Annotated in this window: 8 protein-coding genes; 4 read left to right on the top strand and 4 right to left on the bottom strand. The window is 72.1% G+C overall.

Features of this window, described 5'->3' with window-relative positions:
- Positions 1 to 11: 11 nt before the first annotated feature.
- The 4 genes from G3I60_RS12240 to G3I60_RS12195 all read left to right on the top strand — a co-directional run bounded on the left by G3I60_RS12240 (position 12) and on the right by G3I60_RS12195 (position 15877).
- Positions 12 to 1553 (top strand): AMP-binding protein, encoded by a 1542-nt coding sequence (locus tag G3I60_RS12240; RefSeq protein ID WP_244809419.1) that lies wholly within the window; start codon positions 12 to 14, stop codon positions 1551 to 1553.
- Positions 1550 to 2827, top strand: coding sequence for a type III PLP-dependent enzyme (locus G3I60_RS12235; RefSeq protein ID WP_138355990.1), 1278 nt, complete (start codon positions 1550 to 1552; stop codon positions 2825 to 2827). Before G3I60_RS12240 ends, G3I60_RS12235 begins: the two co-directional genes overlap by 4 nt.
- On the top strand, positions 2827 to 13662 hold the full coding sequence (locus tag G3I60_RS45350; protein ID WP_239069763.1) for a type I polyketide synthase: 10836 nt from the start codon (positions 2827 to 2829) through the stop codon (positions 13660 to 13662). Before G3I60_RS12235 ends, G3I60_RS45350 begins: the two co-directional genes overlap by 1 nt.
- Positions 13663 to 13729: 67 nt before the next feature.
- The gene (locus G3I60_RS12195) at positions 13730 to 15877 is read left to right on the top strand and encodes a condensation domain-containing protein (protein WP_164293350.1); all 2148 of its coding nucleotides are present in this window, start codon (positions 13730 to 13732) and stop codon (positions 15875 to 15877) included.
- Between the two features lie 70 nt (positions 15878 to 15947).
- Here G3I60_RS12195 and G3I60_RS12190 read toward each other — a convergent pair whose 3' ends face one another.
- The 4 genes from G3I60_RS12190 to G3I60_RS12175 all read right to left on the bottom strand — a co-directional run bounded on the left by G3I60_RS12190 (position 15948) and on the right by G3I60_RS12175 (position 19260).
- A complete protein-coding gene (locus tag G3I60_RS12190) occupies positions 15948 to 16400 on the bottom strand; it encodes a VOC family protein (protein WP_138357916.1) in 453 nt (150 codons plus the stop codon).
- Between the two features lie 58 nt (positions 16401 to 16458).
- Positions 16459 to 17361: a proline iminopeptidase-family hydrolase gene (locus tag G3I60_RS12185; RefSeq protein ID WP_164293349.1), complete on the bottom strand. Its 903-nt coding sequence runs from the start codon at positions 17359 to 17361 to the stop codon at positions 16459 to 16461.
- Between the two features lie 130 nt (positions 17362 to 17491).
- Complete coding sequence (locus tag G3I60_RS12180; RefSeq protein ID WP_138357912.1) at positions 17492 to 18229, bottom strand: ABC transporter permease; 738 nt, start codon at positions 18227 to 18229, stop codon at positions 17492 to 17494.
- Entirely contained in the window at positions 18226 to 19260 is a 1035-nt protein-coding gene (locus G3I60_RS12175) for an ABC transporter ATP-binding protein (protein ID WP_138357910.1), read from the bottom strand. The genes G3I60_RS12180 and G3I60_RS12175 overlap by 4 nt, the downstream gene beginning before the upstream one ends.

The raw sequence follows: 19260 nt of genomic DNA, 5'->3' as shown, positions 1-19260 counted from the left end.
AGGAGATGACCGTGACCACCGTGGACACCGTGAGCGACCACACCGACCGCGCCGCCGACACCCGGCGGCTGCTGCACGAACTGCTGGACACGACGGCGGCCCTGCGGCCCCGGAACATCGCCGTACGCGACTCCAGGGACGCCTGGACCTGGGAGAACCTGGTCCAGCAGAGCCACACCGTGGCCGGCTGGCTGCGCGAGCAGGGGGTGGGCCCGGGCGACCGTATCGTCGTCCGGCTGCCGAACGTCCGCGAGATGGTGGCACTGCTCTACGCCGCCTCCCGCGTCGGGGCGGCCCTCGTGCCGATCAGCGCGGAGATGAAGGAGTTCCACCTCAAGGCCGTCATCGCCAACTGCGAGCCCCGCGTGGTCGTGGTCGTGGACGGCCTGGCCGAGGGTGTCCAGGCGCTGACGGAGGTGCCCGTGCACGAAGTGGGCGCCCTCTGGGCCGCCGCCACCGACACGGAGGTGCGCGTCACGTCCGAGGCGACGTCGGTCGACTCCCCCGCCGTCCTCATCTACACCTCGGGCAGCACCGCCACCCCGAAGGGCATCGTCTGCCCGCACGCGCAGATGTCCTTCGCCGCCGACGCCATCAACCAGGTGCTCGGCTACCGCGGGGACGACGTCGTCTTCTGCCGCGTCCCGCTCTCCTTCGACTACGGCCTGTTCCAGGTGCTGCTGACCTGCCTGTCCGGCGCCGAACTCGTCCTCGCCGACGGGGAGGCCGACCCCAAGCTGCACATCCTGATCCGCGAGACCGGCGCGACCATCCTGCCGCTCGTCCCCTCGCTCGGCGGCCCGCTGATCCGGCTCGCCGAGCGCGACCCGCGCCCGACCAAGCTGCGGATGTTCACCAGCACCGGCGCCGCGCTGGAGCAGCGGATCATCGACGGGCTGTGGCGCTGCTTCCCCGACGCCCGCGTCGTCCGGATGTACGGCATCTCCGAGTGCAAGCGGATCACCGTCATGCCGCCCGACGAGGACCGTACGCGGCCCGGCTCGTCCGGCCGCCCGCTCCCGGGCACCCAGGTGACCATCCTCGACGAGGAGGGAAACGAGGTCCCGGCCGGCGGCAGCGGCGAGATCACCGTCACCGGACCGAACGTCATGGCCGGCTACTGGCGGCTGCCCGAGATCACCGCCCGCACCTTCCGCACCGACCCGGAGACGGGCGTCACCCGCCTGCACACCGGTGACTACGGCTCGCTGGACGCGGACGGCTATCTGTACTTCGAGGGCCGCCGCGACGACATGTTCAAGCGCAAGGGCATGCGGGTCAGCACGATCGAGATCGAAGCCGCCGCCATGGACATCCCGGGGGTGCGGAACGCCGCGGCCCTCAAGCCGACCGCCGACCGCGACCTGCTGCTGTTCGTCGCCGCCGACCTGCCGCCGCAGACCGTGCTGCGCGAGCTGGCGCAGCGGCTCGAGGCCGTCAAGGTCCCGTCGCTGTGCAAGGTCATCGACGACTTCCCGCTGACCGCCAACGGCAAGAACGCCAAGCAGCAGCTCGAGGCGCTGCTCGTGGCGGAAGAGCTGGCCGCCGGATGACCATCACCGAGGCCACGGCGGTTGTGACGGACGAGGTGCTGGTCGCGCGCTACGGATCACCGCTCTACGTCTACGACCTGGACCGGGTCATCGCCGCCCGCGACGATCTGCGGGCCGCCCTGCCGGAGCAGTTCACCCTCTTCTACTCCCTGAAGGCCAACCCGCACCCCGGGCTGGTCCGTGCCCTCGGCGAGGGCGACGGGGCGTGCCGCGCCGAGGTGTGCTCGACCGGCGAGCTGGCGTCCGCGCTCGAAGCCGGTCACCGCGCCGACCGGATCCTCTACTCCGGTCCCGGCAAGACGGCGGAGGAGATCTCCGTCGCGCTGACCGCGGGCGTCCGCACCTTCTCCGTCGAGTCGCTCGGCGACCTGCAACGACTGGGCGCGCAGGCGGTACTCCACGGCACCACCGCCGACGCCCTGATCCGCGTCAACAGCGCGGCGGCCGCGGCCACCACCAGCATCCGGATGACCGGTACGCCCTCCCAGTTCGGCTTCGACGCGGAAGGTCTCTCCGACCTGCTGCCGGAGATCCGCGCGGTGGAGGGGATCCGTGTCGCGGGCGCGCACTTCTTCCCCCTCAGCAACTCCAAGGACGAGGCGAGTCTCATCGCCGAGTTCCAGGAGACCATCCGCGGAGCGGCCCGCCTGGAGGCCGAACTCGGCACGCCACTGAGCCTGTTGGACATCGGCGGGGGCTTCGCCGCCCCGTACTCGGTGCCCGGGAGCCGGCCCGTCTACGGGAATCTGCGCGCCGCACTGGAGGAGACCCTCGACGAGCACTTCCCGCGGTGGCGGCAGGGCGTTCCGGAGATCGCCTGCGAGTCGGGGCGCTATCTGGTCGGCGACAGCGGCCGGCTGCTGACCACGGTCACCAACGTCAAGCAGAGCCGCGGCCGGACCTTCGCGGTGCTGGACGCGGGCATCAACACCCTCGGCGGCATGGCCGGTCTGGGGCGGCTGCTGCCGCTCTCGGTCGAGCCCAAGGCCGGCCGGCGGGACGGCGGCGGCGAAGCGGCGGAGGAGACCGTCGTGACCCTCGCCGGGCCGCTGTGCACCCCCGGTGACCTGCTCTCCCGGTCCGCCCGCATGCCCCTCCCCCGGCCCGGCGACGTGATCGCCGTACCCAACGTGGGCGCGTACGGGCCCACCGCGAGCCTGCTGCTGTTCCTCGGCCGTCCCGCGCCGGCCGAAATCCTGCTCAGAGCCGGTGAAGTGACGTCGGCATCGCGCCTGATCTCTTCCCGCGCAGAAATCGACACTGGAGTTCAGTGATGAGCGAGTCCGCATCCCACGAGTCCATCGCAGACGGCTCCGCCGTCGATCCGGCCGACCGGGCCGAGCTGGTCGATCTGGCCGCACTGGCCGGCCTGGCCGAGGCGGAGCAGTACCGACGCCTTCTCGCGGTGGTCCGAAGGGAGGCGGAAGCGGCGCTGCGCAAGGCCGGTCGGGAGGGGCAGTTCCCTCTCGACCTGTCGCAGCCGTTCCTGCAGCTCGGCTTCGACTCGCTGGCCGTCGTCGATCTGCACCGCCGGCTCAGCGACGCGACGGGTCTCGACCTGCCGATCACCATCGCCTTCGACCACCCGACGCCGACCGCGCTGGCCAGGCAGCTGATGTGGGAGATCTTCGGCGTCCGGTTCGACGGCCGTACGGCGGGCGAGGTCGCTTCGCGTCAGGCCGACCCTGCTGTGGGCTCGGCTTCCGGCTCCGGTTTCGACGAGCCGATCGCGATCGTCGGGATGGCGTGCCGCTACCCGGGCGGCATCAGCTCGCCCGAACAGCTGTGGGACCTGGTGGTGTCGGGCCGGGACGCCATCGGCACACTGCCCACCGACCGCGGCTGGGACGTGGAGGGCCTCTACGACCCGGATCCGGACGCGCCTGGCAAGACGTACACGCGGGAAGGCGGTTTCCTTTACGGAGCGGCCGAGTTCGACGCCGACTTCTTCGGCATCAGCCCGCGCGAGGCCGCCTCCATGGACCCGCAGCAGCGCCTCACCCTGGAGACCTCCTGGGAGGCGTTCGAGCGGGCCGGCATCGACCCGGCCGGGCTGCGGGGATCGGCGACCGGCGTCTTCGTCGGGGCCGAACCGCAGGAGTACGGGCCCCGGCTGCACCAGGCGCCCGAGGGCTACGAGGGCTATCTGCTCACCGGCAGCGCCACCAGCGTCATCTCGGGGCGCGTCGCTTACACCCTGGGCCTGGAAGGCCCGACGCTGACGGTCGACACCGCCTGCTCCGCGTCGCTCGTCGCCCTGCACCTCGCGGTCCAGTCGCTGCGCGCCGGCGAGTGCTCGCTCGCGCTCGCGAGCGGCGTCGCCGTGATGTCCAGCCCCGGCGCCTTCACCGCGTTCAGCCGGCAGCGCGGACTCGCGCCGGACGGACACTGCAAGCCGTTCTCCGAGGCCGCCGACGGAACGTGCTGGGGCGAGGGCGTCGGCGTCCTCGTCGTCGAACGGCTCTCCGACGCGCGCCGCAACGGCCACCGGGTGCTGGCGGTCGTGCGCAGCAGCGCGATCAACCAGGACGGCGCGAGCAACGGTCTCACCGCCCCCAACGGCCCGTCCCAGCAGCGCCTCATCCAGCAGGCCCTGGTGAGCGGCGGGCTCACCGCCGCCGACGTGGACGCCGTCGAGGCGCACGGCACCGGAACGAAGCTCGGCGACCCCATCGAGGCCCAGGCCCTGATCGCCACGTACGGGCAGGGCCACGACGCCGACCACCCGCTGTGGCTGGGCTCGGTGAAGTCCAACATCGGCCACACGGCCGCCGCCGCGGGCGTCGCGGGGATCATCAAGATGGTGCAGGCGATGCGGCACGAGACGCTGCCGCCCACCCTCAATGTCGATACACCGACACCGCATGTGGACTGGTCGGCGGGGTCTGTCGAGCTGTTGACGGAGGCGCGGCCGTGGCCGGTGCGGGAGCGTCCGCGTCGTGCGGGTGTGTCGTCGTTCGGGATCAGTGGGACGAACGCGCATGTGATCGTGGAGGAGGCTCCGGCCGAGGTCGTGACGGATGCGGTTGCTTCGGTTGAGCTGCCGGTGGTGCCGTGGGTGCTGTCGGGCAAGACGCCGGAGGCGTTGAAGGCTCAGGCGGCCCGGTTGCGGGAGTTCGTGCTGGCCGATGCGAGTCTGGATCCGGCGGTGATCGGTTCGGCGCTGGCGACCACGCGTGCGGGCTTCGCGCATCGTGCGGGTGTGGTGGCGGCGGACCGTGAAGGCTTGCTGACCGCTCTGGACGCGGTCGTTGACGGCGAGGCCAAGACGACTGTGGCCGGCACCGGCGATCTGGCGTTCCTCTTCACGGGGCAGGGCAGCCAGCGGGCGGGGATGGGGCGTGAGCTCTACGCCGCGTTCCCGGTGTTCGCGGAGGCGCTGGACGCCGTCGCGGAAGCGTTCGACGAGCACCTGGACCGTCCGCTGCTGGATGTCCTTTTTGCGGACGACAGCCGGCTGAACGAGACGGGCTGCACCCAGCCCGCGCTCTTCGCGCTGGAAGTCGCACTGTTCCGGCTGCTCACGTCGTGGGGCATCCGTCCGCAGGTGCTGGCGGGCCACTCCATCGGGGAGTTGGCTGCAGCGCACGTGGCGGGTGTCTGGTCGCTGGAGGATGCGGCGCTGCTCGTCGCGGCTCGTGGCCGTCTGATGCAGCAACTTCCCGCCGGTGGTGCGATGGCGGCGATCCAGGCCACCGAGGCCGAGGTCCTGCCGCAGCTCACCGAGAAGGTGGGCATCGCGGCCGTCAACGGCCCGACATCCGTCGTCGTCTCCGGCGACGAAGACGCCGTGGCCGCCGTGATCGCGCACTTCGACGGCATCGGACGGAAGACCAAGCGGCTGACCGTCAGCCACGCCTTCCACTCCGTCCACATGGAGGCGATGCTCGACGAGTTCCGGCGCTTCGCCTACATCCTGGAGTATTCGGCACCGTCCATCCCGATCGTGTCGACGCTGACCGGGCAGGCCGCGACCACCGATGAGCTGACCGACCCCGAGTACTGGGTCCGGCACGTGCGCGAGGCCGTGCGCTTCGCCGACGCCGTCACCACCCTTGAGGGCCAGGGCGTCACCACATTCCTGGAACTCGGCCCGGACGCGGTGCTCACCGCCATGGGTGCAGAGAGCGCCACCGACGCCGTCCTCATCGCCACGCAGCGCCGCGGCCAGGACGAGGCGCTGGCCCTCGTGTCGTCCGTCGTCGACCTGCACACGCAGGGCACGGAGGTCGACTGGCGGGCCTTCTTCGGCACGGGTGCCACCACCCCGCTGCTGGATCTGCCCACCTACGCCTTCCAGCGGGAGCGCTACTGGCTGGACGACGTGTCGGGCTCCGCCGACCCCTCGGCCCTCGGGATCGAGGCCACCCCGCATCCGCTGCTCGGCGCTGTCGTCGCGGTGGCGGGCTCCGACCGGCTGGTGCTCACCGGCCGGCTGTCGCTGCAGACGCACCCCTGGCTCGCGGACCACGCGGTGGGCGACACCGCGCTGCTCCCCGGCACCGGCTTCGTCGAACTGGCCGTCCAGGCCGGCGACCGCGTCGGCTGCCCCGTACTGGAGGAGCTGACGCTCCAGGCGCCGCTGCTGCTCGACGGTTCCGGCGCGGTCGAATTCCAGCTGGTCGTGGAGGAACCCGGTCAGGACGGCAAGCGGCCGCTGGGCATTTTCTCCCGTCCCTCCGGCGCCGACGACTCGCTCTGGACGCGGCATGCCGAAGGCCTGCTGCGGTCCGAGGACACGGCTGCCGTCATCCCGGCGGCCGACAGCGCATGGCCGCCCGCCGGAGCCAAGACCATCGAGGTCGAGGGCGCCTACGACCGGATGCGCGACCAGGGATACGGCTACGGCCCGTCCTTCCAGGGCCTGCGCGCCGCCTGGCGGCTGGGCGAGGAGGTCTTCGCGGAGGTCGTCCTGCCCGAAGGTGTCGACGCCACCGGCTACGCCCTGCACCCCGCCCTGCTCGACGCCGCCCTGCACGCCATCGGCATCGACCGCCCCAGCGAGAACGCCGAGCTCCCGTTCGCCTGGACCGACGTCGTCCTGCACGCCTCCGGCGCGACCGCCCTCCGGGTCCGCGTCACCCCGGCCGGCTCCGGCTACTCGCTCCACCTGTCCGACGTTCAGGGCGGTCCGGTCGCCGATGTCGGCGCGCTGGTGCTGCGGTCGGTCGTGGCCGCCGAGTTGAAGGTCTCCCAGTCCACGGGCGGGCGGGACCTCTACCACGTGGAGTGGTCCGCACCCCGGGCCGGCGGAACGGAATCCACCGGCGAGACGGTGCTGGTGCGCGTGCCCGCGCGGGTCGAGCCGATCGAGGCACTGACGGCCGTACTCACCGAACTGCAAACGCTGTTGGCCCTCGACGACGACCGCCGTTTGGTGGTGGTGACGCGGGGTGCGGTGGCTGTTCTGCCGGGTGAGGATGTTGCGGAGCTGGGTCAGGCGGCGGTGTGGGGTCTGATCCGTTCCGCGCAGTCCGAGCACCCTGACCGCATTGTCCTGTTGGACTCCGACACTGACGAGATCCCGGAGGGTGTGCTGGTCTCGGGTGAGCCTGAGCTGGCGCTTCGTGGCGGGGAGATCCTCGTCCCGCGCCTGGCCCGCATTGCTCCGGCCGCTGGGGTCGCCCCGGTGGTGTGGCGTTCGGATGGCACGGTGCTGATCACCGGTGGTACCGGTGGCCTGGGCGCCCTGCTGGCCCGCCACCTGGTCACCGCGTACGGGATCCGTGACCTGCTGCTGACCAGCCGCCGCGGCCCCGACGCCCCCGGCGCCACCGAACTCACCGCAGAACTGACCGCGTTGGGTGCGACGGTGAAGATCGCCGCGTGCGACGTGTCGGACCGGGACGCGCTCGCAGCGCTTCTGGACGGGGTCACCCTGACCGCCGTGATCCACACCGCCGGTGTGCTGCGTGACGCGACGTTCGCCGCGCTCACCCCGCAGCACCTGACGGAGGTCCTGGCACCCAAGGCGGATGCCGCCCGTCACCTGCACGAACTGACCGCGCACCTGACTCTCGACGCGTTCGTGCTGTTCTCCTCCGCTGCCGCCACGTTCGACGGCACCGGACAGGGCAACTACGCCGCAGCCAACGCCTACCTCGACGCCCTCGCCACCCACCGCCGCACCCAAGGACTCCCCGCCACCTCCCTCGGCTGGGGCCTATGGGCACCCGAAACCGGCGGAATGGGCGCAGGACTCTCGGCCAAGGACGTGGAGCGGGCCGCACGTGCCGGGACCCCGGCGCACAGTGCCGCCTCAGGTCTGGCGATGTTCGACGCGGCCTGGGGCGGGGAGTACGCCCACGTCCTGGCGCTGCGGCTGGAGTCCGGCGCGCTCGGGCGCCGGGCGGCTGCCGACGGTGTACCCGCGCTGCTGCGCGGTCTGGTCCGTACCCCGGCCCGGCTCGCCGCCGCCTCGGGGTCCGCGGGCGGCGACTCATTGGAGGAGCAGCTCGGCCGGCTGCCGGCGGCGGAGCAGGAGCGCTTCCTGCTCTCCCTCGTCCGTACGCAGGTAGCGGCCGCTCTCGGTCACTCCGGCCCGGACGCGGTCGATCCGGCGCGCGGTTTCGGCACCCTGGGCTTCGACTCCCTCGCGGCCGTCGAACTCCGCAACCGGCTCGGCACCGCCACTGGCCTGCGGCTGCCCGCGACCCTCACCTTCGACTACCCGAACGCGACCACGCTCGCCCGCTACCTGCGGGAGAAGCTCGTCGGCGACGGGACGGCCGGAGCCACGTCCTCCGCTGCCGCCGCCGTTGTCGCGGCCCGGCAGTCCACGGACGACGACCCGATCGCGATCGTCGGCATGTCCTGCCGCTTCCCGGGCGGGGTGCGCAGTCCCGAAGGGCTGTGGGACCTGCTCGCCGCGGGCCGGGACGCCGTCGCGGACTTCCCCGAGGACCGCGGCCCGAGCTGGTACGACGCCTATGACCCCGACCCGAACGCCATCGGCAAGACGTACTCCAAGGAAGGCGCGTTCCTCGACGACGCGGGCCGGTTCGACGCGGACTTCTTCGGCATCAGCCCGCGCGAGGCCCTGGCCACCGACCCCCAGCAGCGCCTGCTGCTGGAGGCGTCGTGGGAGGCGTTCGAGCGGGCCGGTATCGACCCGGAGAGCCTGCAGGGCACGGCAACAGGGGTGTTCGCGGGCGTCATGTACCACGATTTCGCGCCCCGCCTCCGTGACGTACCCGAGGAGCTCGCGGGCTACCTCGGCAACGGCGGCCTCGGCAGCGTCGTCTCCGGCCGGGTCTCGTACGCCCTGGGCCTGGAAGGCCCCGCGCTGACAGTCGACACCGCCTGCTCGTCCTCCCTCGTCGCCGTCCACCTGGCCGGCCAGGCGCTGCGCGCCGGCGAGTGCTCGCTCGCGCTGGCCGGCGGCGTCACCGTGATGACCACCCCGGACACCTTTGTCGACTTCAGCCGCCAGCGCGGCCTCGCCGCCGACGGCCGCTGCAAGCCGTTCGCGGAGGCGGCGGACGGTACCGGCTGGGGCGAAGGGGTCGGCGTCCTCGTCCTGGAGAAGCTCAGCGACGCGCGGCGCAACGGCCATCGCGTCCTGGCCGTCGTCCGCGGCAGCGCGATCAACCAGGACGGCGCCAGCAGCCAGCTGACCGCCCCCAACGGCCCCGCCCAGCAGCGCGTCATCCGGCAGGCCCTCGCCGCCGGTTCGCTCACCACGGATGACGTCGACGTGGTCGAGGGCCACGGCACGGGCACCCGCCTGGGCGACCCGATCGAGGCGCAGGCGCTGCTGGCGACGTACGGGCAGGAGCGGGCGGACGGTCAGCCGCTGTGGCTGGGTTCGGTGAAGTCGAACCTCGGGCACACGCAGGCTGCCGCCGGTGTCGCGGGCATCATCAAGATGGTGCTGGCGATGCGGCACGAGGAGCTGCCGCGCACACTGGGCGTCGATGCTCCAAGTTCGCACGTGGACTGGTCGGCGGGTTCCGTCGAGCTGTTGACGGAGGCGCAGCCGTGGCCGGTGCGGGAGCGTCCGCGCCGTGCGGGTGTCTCGTCCTTCGGCATCAGCGGAACGAACGCCCACGTCATCGTGGAAGAAGCCCCCGCAGAGGCCCTCGCGGCCGAAGGTGCCGCTGTCGACCTGCCGGTGGTGCCGTGGGTGCTGTCCGGCAAGACGCCCGACGCCGTCCAGGCCCAGGCCGCCCGGCTCCGTGACTTCGTCCTCGCCGATCCGGAACTGGATCCGGCGGCGATCGGATCCGCCTTGGCCACCACGCGCGCGGCCTTCACCCACCGCGCGGGCGTCGTCGCCGCCGACCGCGACGGCCTGCTGGCCGGACTGACCACCCTCGCCGAAGGCGGCACCGCGGCTGGAACGGTGTCCGGAACTGCCGGTTCCGGACAGGTGGGATTCCTCTTCACCGGGCAGGGCAGCCAGCGCGCGGGGATGGGACGCGAGCTCTACGCCGCCTTCCCCGTCTTCGCCTCAGCGCTGGACGACGTGGTGGCCGCGTTCGGCGACCGACTGGAACTGCCGCTGCTGGATGTGCTGTTCGGGGACGACGGCCGGTTGAACGAGACGGGCTTTACGCAGCCGGCTCTGTTCGCGCTGGAGGTCGCGCTCTTCCGGCTGCTGGAGTCCTTCGGGGTCCGGCCGCAGGTTCTCGCGGGTCACTCCATCGGCGAGCTCGCGGCAGCCCATGTGGCAGGGGTCTGGTCGCTGGAGGACGCGGCGCTGCTGGTTGCGGCTCGTGGCCGGCTGATGCAGCAACTGCCCGCCGGTGGTGCGATGGCGGCGATCCAGGCCACCGAGGCCGAAGTCCTGCCGCAGCTCACCGACAGGGTGGGGATCGCGGCCGTCAACGGGCCCACCTCCATCGTCGTCTCCGGTGATGAAGACGCCGTGGCAGCCGTCATCGCGCACTTCGACGCGACGGGTCGCAAGACCAAGCGCCTCACCGTCAGCCACGCCTTCCACTCCCTCCACATGGAGCCGATGCTCGAAGAGTTCGGCACCATCGCAGCAGGCCTCACCTACACCGCACCGTCCATCCCGATCGTCTCCACCCTCACCGGACAACCCGCCACCACCGAAGAACTCACCGACCCCGCCTACTGGGTCCGCCACGTCCGCGAAGCCGTCCGCTTCGCCGACGCCGTCACCACCCTCCAGGACCAAGGCGTCAGCACCCTCCTGGAGCTCGGCCCCGACGCCGTCCTGACCGCGATGGCGGCCGAATCCGCCACCGACACCACCACCCTCATCCCCGCCCTCCGCCGCGACCACGACGAAGCCCAGGTCTTCGTCACCTCCCTCGCAACCCTCCACACCCGGGGCGTCACGGTCGACTGGCCGGCCCTCTTCGGCACCGGCCACACCCCCGTCGACCTCCCCACCTACGCCTTCCAGCACCAGCACTACTGGCTCGCCGACAGCACGGTCTCCACCGGCGACCCCTCCGGGCTCGGCCAGGGCACCACCACCCACCCGCTCCTCACGGCGGCGATCACCCTCCCCGACACCGACGGGCTGCTCTTCACCGGGCGGCTCTCGCTGGCCACCCACCCGTGGCTCGCGGACCACGCCGTCAACGGCACCGTCATCGTCCCCGGCGCCGCGCTCGCCGACCTCGCCATCCACACCGGCGACCACACCCACACCAGCACGCTGCAGGAGCTCACCCTCTCCGCACCCGTCGTCGTTCCGCAGACCGGTGCCATCCATCTGCGGGTCAGGATCGGCGGGGCGGAGGAGCGGACGCTGTCGGTGTTCTCGCGCCCCGAAGGCGCGGCGGAGGACGAGCCCTGGACGCGGCACGCGGACGGGCTGCTCACCTCGCACGCCGCCGAGCCCGGTTTCGACCTGGTGCAGTGGCCGCCGGCCGGGGCCGAGTCGGTGGCGGTCGACGAGCTGTACGGGACGATGGCCGCGAGCGGCCTGGAGTACGGGCCCGTGTTCCAGGGGCTGCGCGCCGCCTGGAAGCTCGGTGACGAGGTCTTCGCCGAGGTCGCGTTGCCGGAGGGCATCGACACCAACGGGTTCGGGCTGCATCCGGCGCTGCTCGACGCGGCGCTGCACGGCATCGGGTTCTCCGGGGCCGACAGCGGAGTGGCCGAACTGCCGTTCGCCTGGTCCGACGTCGCGCTGTACGCGACCGGCGCCTCCGCGCTTCGCGTGCGGATCTCCCCGGCGGGATCGGGCTATGCCCTGCACCTGGCCGACGCGCAGGGTGCTCCGGTCGCCTCCGTCGGGATGCTCGCCCTGCGTCCGGTGAACACGAGCGAGTTGGCGGCGGCCCAAGCCGCCCAGGCCCGGGATCTGTACGAGATCCAGTGGTCCGCGGTGGACGCGGATCCGGCGGCTACGGCAGCGGAGAACACGACCGCCCTCGACGAGAGCGCGCTGCTGCGCGTCGTGTCACGGGCCGATGCCCGGTCCACGGTCATCGACGTTCTCGCGCAGGTGCAGACATGGCTGGCCGACGAGTCCCCCGCCGGTTCGGACGCCAGGCTCGTCGTCGTCACCCGGGGCGCGGTCCCCGCGCTTCCCGGGGAGGACGTCACCGATCTCGCGCAGGCCGCCGTGCACGGGCTGGTCAGGGCCGCGCAGGCGGAGCACCCGGACCGGATCGTCCTCGTCGACACCGACGCGGAGGCCGGTACCGGTCAGATACCCGCCACCGTCCTCGCGTCCGACGAGCCGGAACTGGCCGTCCGCAACTCCCAGTTGTACGCACCGCGGCTGGCCCGTACGGCACCGTCCGCCGAGGCGACCCCTTGGCGCACGGACGGCACCGTCCTGATCACCGGCGGCACCGGCGGTCTGGGCGCGCTCACCGCCCGCCACCTGGTCACTGAACACGGCGTCCGCGACCTCCTGCTCACCAGCAGGCGCGGACAGAACGCCCCCGGCGCAGCCGAACTCGCGGCCGAACTCACCCAAGCCGGCGCCACCGTCACCATCGCCGCCTGCGACGTCTCCGACCGGGACGCCCTCGCGGAACTCCTCGCCGATGTGCCGTTGAGTGCGGTGATCCACACCGCGGGTGTCGTGGACGACGGGACCGTCGAGTCCCTCACTCCCGGCCAGGTGGGCACGGTGTTCGGCCCGAAGGCCGAGGCCGCGCGTCATCTGCACGAGCTGACCGCGCACCTCACCCTCGACGCGTTCGTGCTCTTCTCGTCGACGGCCGCCACCTTCGACGGCACCGGCCAGGCCAACTACGCCGCCGCCAACGCCTATCTCGACGCCCTCGCCACCCACCGCCGTACGCACAACCTGGCCGCGACCTCGCTCGCCTGGGGCCTGTGGGCTCCCGAATCGGGCGGCATGGGGGCGGATCTGACGCAGGCGGATGTCGACAGGGTTGCGCGCGGCGGTGCGTTGGCGCTGGGGCGCGAGGCGGGTCTCGCGCTGTTCGACGCGGCGCTGATCGGCGGGAAGGCCCATCTGCTGCCGGTGCCCTTCTCCACGGCGGCGCTGGAGGCGCGGGCCGGGAGCCAGGGCCTGCCGGCCATCCTGCGGGGGCTCGTCAGGGCACCCGCGGCACGGCGCGGCACCGTAGCGGCCGCAGCGGGTGCCGCGGAAAGCCTGAAGGACCGGCTGCTCAAGCTGCCGCCGGCGGAACGTACGCCGGTGGTGCTGGACCTCGTGCGGTCCCAGGTGGCCGCCGTGCTCGGGCACTCGGGAGTGGACGCCGTCGATCCGGCACGCGGCTTCGGCGGGCTGGGCTTCGACTCGCTCGCCGCCGTCGAGTTCCGCAACCGGCTCACGCCGGCGACCGGGCTGCGCCTTCCCGCGACGCTGATCTTCGACTACCCGACCTCCGAGGCCCTCGCCGAGTACATCCGCGAGCAGCTGGCACCGGCGCCCTCGGGCCCGGCGGCGCTGCGGGCCCTGGAGGCCGAACTGGCGGACCTGGAGGACCGGCTGGTCACCACGACCGACAACGGCGACGTGGACGAGCAGGACCACACCCGGGTCACCGACAGCCTGCGGGCCCTGGTGGCCCGCTGGACCGCACTGCGCGCCGGAGCCGCGGAGGCGGCGGCGTCCGCCGCGGCGGACGAGGCCGAACTGGCCTCGGCCGACGCGGACCAGCTCTTCGACATTCTCGACAGCGAGTTCGAACCTCTCGACTGACCCGCCCGGCGCCGATGCCGGCGCACCCCCGTATGACCCGCATGACTCGTATGAGGAGAGATCCGACATGGTTGTTCAGGACCCCGCGCCGACAGCGGCCACCCGTAAGGAGACGGACCTTTGGCTGCTGGAGCGGCTGGTACCGGGATCGGGCGTCAACAACCTGTCCCTGACCTTCGACGTGGAGGGTGAGATCGACTCCGCGGCGCTGTCCCGGGCGCTGACCCTGGTGGTGCGCAAGTACGACATCCTGCGCACCGTCTTCCGCACCTCCGAGACCGACCTCACCAAGGAGGTGCTGGCGGCCGACGCGATCACCTCGGTCGACGTCACCTCGATCGACGTCACCGAGACGGAAGCCGCCGAGGACGCTCTCCAGGCCGCCGTCGAGGCGTTCGTCGCGGAGCCGTTCGCCCTGGACGGGAGCCCGCTCGTCAGGGCGGCGCGCTTCCGGCGGGCGGGCGGCGCCGGCGATGTGGTGAGCGTCGCGCTCCACCACCTCGTCTTCGACGCGATGTCGACCGTCACGCTGCTCGGTGAGCTGATCAGCGCCTATCAGGCGCCCGACACGTACGCGACCGACCCGGTCGCCGCGGTCGTCGAGGCGGAGCCGTCCGAGGAGAGCGTCGACTTCTGGCGCGACCAGCTCCGCGGTTTCCGCGGCGCGGACGACGGCCTCTGGTACGGGAATCCGGCCTCGGCCACCCCGAACCTGGCGGGCGAGACCCTGCAGTACCTGCTGTCGGACGACGCCCTCGCCGTGGTCGGCCGCCTGCAGCGCGAGCTGCGCGCGCCGGAGGCCGTGATCCTGCTGGCCGCGTACTACCTGCTGCTCGCCCAGCACGGCGCGGGCTCGGACATCGTCGTCGGCTCACCCGTCAGCGTGCGGCCGCCCGGCCACGAGGGCGCCATCGGCTATCACGTCAACGTGCTGCCGCTGCGGGTGCGGATGGACCCGGTCCAGCCGTTCAAGCGGCTGGTGAACCGGGCCCGCGCGGTGTTCCTGGAGAGCCTCGGCGAGCCGGGCGTGACCGCCGAGTCCGTACTGGACGAGGTGCGGGACGGCGGCTCCTCCTCCTGGCGGAACTCGCTCTTCAACCACCTGTTCAACTACGTGCCGGGCGGCACCTCGGGAACGTTCGAGGTGGCCGGGCACCCGGCCAGGATCCGTGGGGTGGAGAACGGCTTCAGCAAGTTCGACCTGGAGTTCTTCTTCATGCCGGAGCCCGAGGCGGCGAAGACCACGATCCGCGCCGTGTTCCGTACCCAGGTCTTCACCCCGGCGGACGTGGAGCTGCTGCTCGCCCGCTACGACGCCCTGCTGTGCACCCTCGGCGACCAGCTGGACCGGCCGATCGGGGAGATCTCCGGCTGGAGCGCGGCCGACCACGCCGCGGTCCTGGCCGGCCACCGGGACGGCCTGCCCGAGGCCCTGCTCGGCCCGTCCGTCGCACCGTTCTCCGGCTACGCGAAGCTCGCCGCCAAGTCCGACAGTTCGGCCCTGACCCGGGCCTTCGTGGCCGCCCCCGACGGGACGGAGCTGCCGGTGGGCGTCCGCGGCGAGCTCTGCCTCGCCGACGAGGCGGTCACCCGCACCGGTGACGTGGCCCGCTGGCTTCCCGACGGCCGGATCGAGATCCTCGGCCGGCTGGACCGCCGGGTGACCGTGCAGGGACTCGCGTTCGGCCTGGAGGACGTCGACGCCGCACTGCTCGCGCACCCCGCCGTCGACGCCGCCGTGACCGTCGCCGCGGGCGGGGTCCTCGTTTCCTTCGTCGCCACCGCCGGCATCGAGGCCGGTCCCGGCCTGCTGGACCAGCTCTGGAAGCAGGTGCGCACCGACCTTCCCGGCCCGGCGGAGCCGGCCCGCATCATCGTCACCGAGGGGCTTCCGACCGTGAACGGCGCCCCTGACCTGCAAGGCCTGCGGCTGCGTGCCGAGGAGCTGCTGCGCACCGAGGCCGCGCCGGAGCCGGTGGACACCACCGAGCTGACCCGTGCGCTGATCGCGCTGTGGAAGCAGTTCCTCAAGCGCGAGGACCTGGACGCGGATTCCGGCTTCTTCACCAGCGGCGGCCACTCGCTGCTCGCCGTCCAGCTGCTGCAGCGCGTCAAGCGCACCACCGGTATCCAGGTGAAGATCCGGCTGGCCGACCTGTTCGCTCACCCGACCCCGGAGAAGCTCAGCGCGTACATCTCGGGCGAGAAGGCGTAGCGGGCCGCAGGAAGCACGACGGAGGGGCTCGTACCGGCTGATCCATCCGGTACGAGCCCCTCTTTCTTGCCTACGCGACGCAGAACTCGTTGCCCTCGGGGTCCTGGAGGGTGACCCCGTAGTGGTCCAGGCCGTCCTGCGACAGGACGCGGACCTTCGTGGCGCCGGCGGCCACCAGCCGTTCGGCCTCGGCGTTCACACGGGCGGTACGGGTCTCCAGCGGTACGTCCCGGCCGCCGCCGACCTTCAGGTCCAGATGCAGCCGGTTCTTGATCGTCTTGGCTTCCGGCACGACCTGGAAGAAGATGCGGGGCCCGGCGCCCGTCGGGTCGACGAGCGAGTCGGCGCAGCTGTTGGACGGGTCGCCGAGCTCATCCTCGGGCACCCCGATGCTGATCCAGTACGCCCGCCAGGTCGCGAACCCGGCGGGCGGTTCCTCCTCGCGGTACCCCAGGGCGGTCGCCCAGAAGGGGACCAGCACGGCGGGTTCGGCACAGTCGATGCTGATCTGCAGAGTGGTCATCCCTCCATCGTGCCCGGAGGGACTGACAGCGGCCGGTCCGGCCGCGCCGCCCCGCTCGTCAGCCGACCTCGGCCAGCCAGGCCTTCATGACGGTGTCGAAGCGCTCGGGCTCCTCGACGTGCGGCATGTGGCTGGACTGCTCGAAGAGCTCCCAGCGGGCGCCGGGGATGTGGTCGAGGAACGGCTGGATGGTGGCGGGGGTGGCCTCGTCGTACGCGCCCGAGATGATCAGGGTCGGGACGGCGACGGCCGGCAGCCGGTCGATGACCGTCCAGTCCTTCAGGGTGCCGATGACGTGGAAGTCGTTGGGGCCGTTCATGGTGCCGTAGACCGTGGGGTCGCTCTGCAGCTCCAGGAGCGTGGCGGCGACCTCGCGCGGCAGCGGGTTCGCCCGGCAGACATGGCGCTGGTAGAAGGCGTACACGGAGCGCTGGTAGTCCGGGTGGTCGAAGTCCTCGGTGGCCTCGTGGCGGCGCAGGGTGTCGCGGTGCACCGGCGGCATCGCGTCCTTGAGGCCCTCGCACGCCGCGCGCCACAGGGGCATGGAGGCCGGGGAGTTGGCGATGACGAGGCCGCGCAGCCCGGCCGGGCGGCGGACGGCGTGCTCCGCGCCCAGCATGCCGCCCCAGGACTGGCCGAACAGCAGGTAGTCGTCGGCGATGCCGAGGTGGGCGAGGAGGTTGTCCAGCTCGTCGAGGAAGAGGTCGACGGTCCAGAAGTCGGCGCCGCGGTCGGGCAGCCGGGTGGAGCCGCCGTTGCCGATCTGGTCGTAGTGGATCACCGGGCGGCCGGTGGACGCGGCGAGTTCGGTCATCCGCAGCAGGTAGTCGTGGGTGGAACCGGGGCCGCCGTGGGCGACGACGAGCGGGGTGCGCCCGGTGTGCAGATCGCCGGTGACCCGGTACCAGGTGCGGTGGCCGCGGAAGGGGGCGGTGCCCTTCTGGGTGGGGGCGGGGAACATCGTGGAGTACCTCACGTCTCGGCTCGGCGGTGGCTCGGGTGGGGAGAGGGGAACGGCCGGGAAACGACACCGGCGCCGTCGGCGGGAGGCTTCCCCGCTGACGGCGCCGGTGCCGGCGGCCGGGCGACGATCAGGCCCTGGCGGCCTCACGGCGGGAGTTGAGGATGACGGCCCCGGACAGGACGACCGTCCAGCCGGCGAGCACCAGGGCGGCGACGAGGGTGCGGGTGCCGTGCAGCAGGGCACCGTGGCCGATGTCGGCGAGCCAGTAGCTCGGCAGGGTCTTGACGACCGCGGTCAGCCAGCCCGGGAATCCCGTGGTGGGCAGGAGCAGTCCGCCGAGGAACCCGAACAGCAGCACCAGGCCCTGGAGGTACATCTGCTGCTGCTCGACGGCCACGTACAGGCCGATGACCAGGCCGAGCACCGCGCACGGCAGGGCGGCGATCCAGATGCCCAGGGTGATCTGCAGCCAGCCGGCGACGGAGAGGTGCACGTCCTGGAGAGTGGCGCCCGCGAGCGCCACGAAGAGCGGGCCGGGCAGCGCCACGATCATGCTGACGACGATCTTCGAGAGCAGGTAGTTGCGCGGCAGCAGCGGGGTGAGCCGCAGCTGGCGGTGCCAGCCGATGGAACGCTCGTGGGCGACCCGGGCGCTGGTGTGCATGGAGGAGGTGAAGGCGCTGTACGCGGCGAGGCTGCACATCAGCCAGGCGCTGTACGTGATGCCGTTGGAGTGCGGGATCACCTGGTTCTTGTAGAGCATGCACTCCATGAGGTAGAGGCCCACGGGCAGCACGATCGCGAAGATGATGAAGCGCGGGCCGCGGAGCATCCGCTTGATCTCGATGGACAGGTAGCCGGTCATGCGGCGTCCTCCTGCACGTCCGTCTCGTCGGCGGCGGTCAGCGAGAGGAACGCCTCTTCCAGCCCGCTGGCGCTGATCTCGATGTCGTACGCGTCGGGGTAGGTGGTGAGCAGGGCGCGCAGGCTCTTGTCGGAGTCCTCGCAGTGCAGTTCGACACGGCCCAGGCGCAGCGCGGCGGCGGTCACGCCGGGCAGTGCGCGCAGGTCCGCCTCCTTCGCGTCGGGGACCGAGGCGCGCAGCACGCGGCCCGCGGTGAGGGCACGGATCTTGGCGACGGTGCCGTCGGCGGCGATCTCGCCACCGCGCATGAGGACGACGCGGTCGGCGAACTCCTCGGCCTCGTCCAGGTAGTGGGTCGCGAAGACCACGGTGCGGCCGGTGTCGGTGAACTTCCGCATGGACTCCCAGAACTTGCGGCGGCTGCCGACGTCCATGGCGGAGGTCGGCTCGTCGAGCACCAGGAGCTGCGGGTTGCCGATGAGCGCGCAGGCGAAGCGGGCGCGCTGGCGCTGGCCGCCGGAGAGCTTGGTGCCGCGGCGGTCGACGATGTCCTCGATGTTGGCGCGGCGCAGCACCTCGTCGAGGGGCAGCGGCTTCTTGTAGAGGGAGGAGATCATCTCCAGCGTCTCGCGGACGGAGATGTCGTCGATCAGCGAGCCCTCCTGGAGGACGGCGCTGACCAGCCCTTCCCGCACCGCGAGGTAGGGGGCCCGGCCGAAGATGCTGATCTCGCCGGAGGTGGGGTGGGACAGGCCGAGGATCATGTCGATGGTGGTGGACTTGCCCGCGCCGTTGGGGCCGAGGAGCGCCACGACCTCGCCGGGGGCGATGGTCAGGTCGATGCCCTTGACCGCCTGGACCTCGCCGTAGACCTTGCGCAGTCCGGTGACGCGGATGGCCGGCTCGGCCTGGGACGCGGGCCCGGACTTCCCCTTGGCCTCAGCGGCTGCGGGAGCCGGCGCGGGCTCCGGCGGTGCCGCTACCGGAACGGTCCCCTCTGCCCTGGCGGTGGTCTTCTCTGTGGTCTTCAT

The sequence above is a fragment of the Streptomyces sp. SID13666 genome (assembly GCF_010548325.1).
Lineage (GTDB): Bacteria > Actinomycetota > Actinomycetes > Streptomycetales > Streptomycetaceae > Actinacidiphila > Actinacidiphila fildesensis.
The sequence above is the reverse complement of the archived record's forward strand: the minus strand, read 5'-3'. Positions and strand labels throughout refer to the sequence as shown.

What these genes read in the sequence shown, in the direction of transcription:
- G3I60_RS12190 (WP_138357916.1), bottom strand. Translation starts at nt 16,400, where the DNA reads ATGACCACTCTGCAGATCAGCATCGACTGTGCCGAACCCGCCGTGCTG.
- G3I60_RS12175 (WP_138357910.1), bottom strand. Translation starts at nt 19,260, where the DNA reads ATGAAGACCACAGAGAAGACCACCGCCAGGGCAGAGGGGACCGTTCCG.
- G3I60_RS12185 (WP_164293349.1), bottom strand. Translation starts at nt 17,361, where the DNA reads ATGTTCCCCGCCCCCACCCAGAAGGGCACCGCCCCCTTCCGCGGCCAC.
- G3I60_RS45350 (WP_239069763.1), top strand. Translation starts at nt 2,827, where the DNA reads ATGAGCGAGTCCGCATCCCACGAGTCCATCGCAGACGGCTCCGCCGTC.
- G3I60_RS12235 (WP_138355990.1), top strand. Translation starts at nt 1,550, where the DNA reads ATGACCATCACCGAGGCCACGGCGGTTGTGACGGACGAGGTGCTGGTC.
- G3I60_RS12180 (WP_138357912.1), bottom strand. Translation starts at nt 18,229, where the DNA reads ATGACCGGCTACCTGTCCATCGAGATCAAGCGGATGCTCCGCGGCCCG.
- G3I60_RS12195 (WP_164293350.1), top strand. Translation starts at nt 13,730, where the DNA reads ATGGTTGTTCAGGACCCCGCGCCGACAGCGGCCACCCGTAAGGAGACG.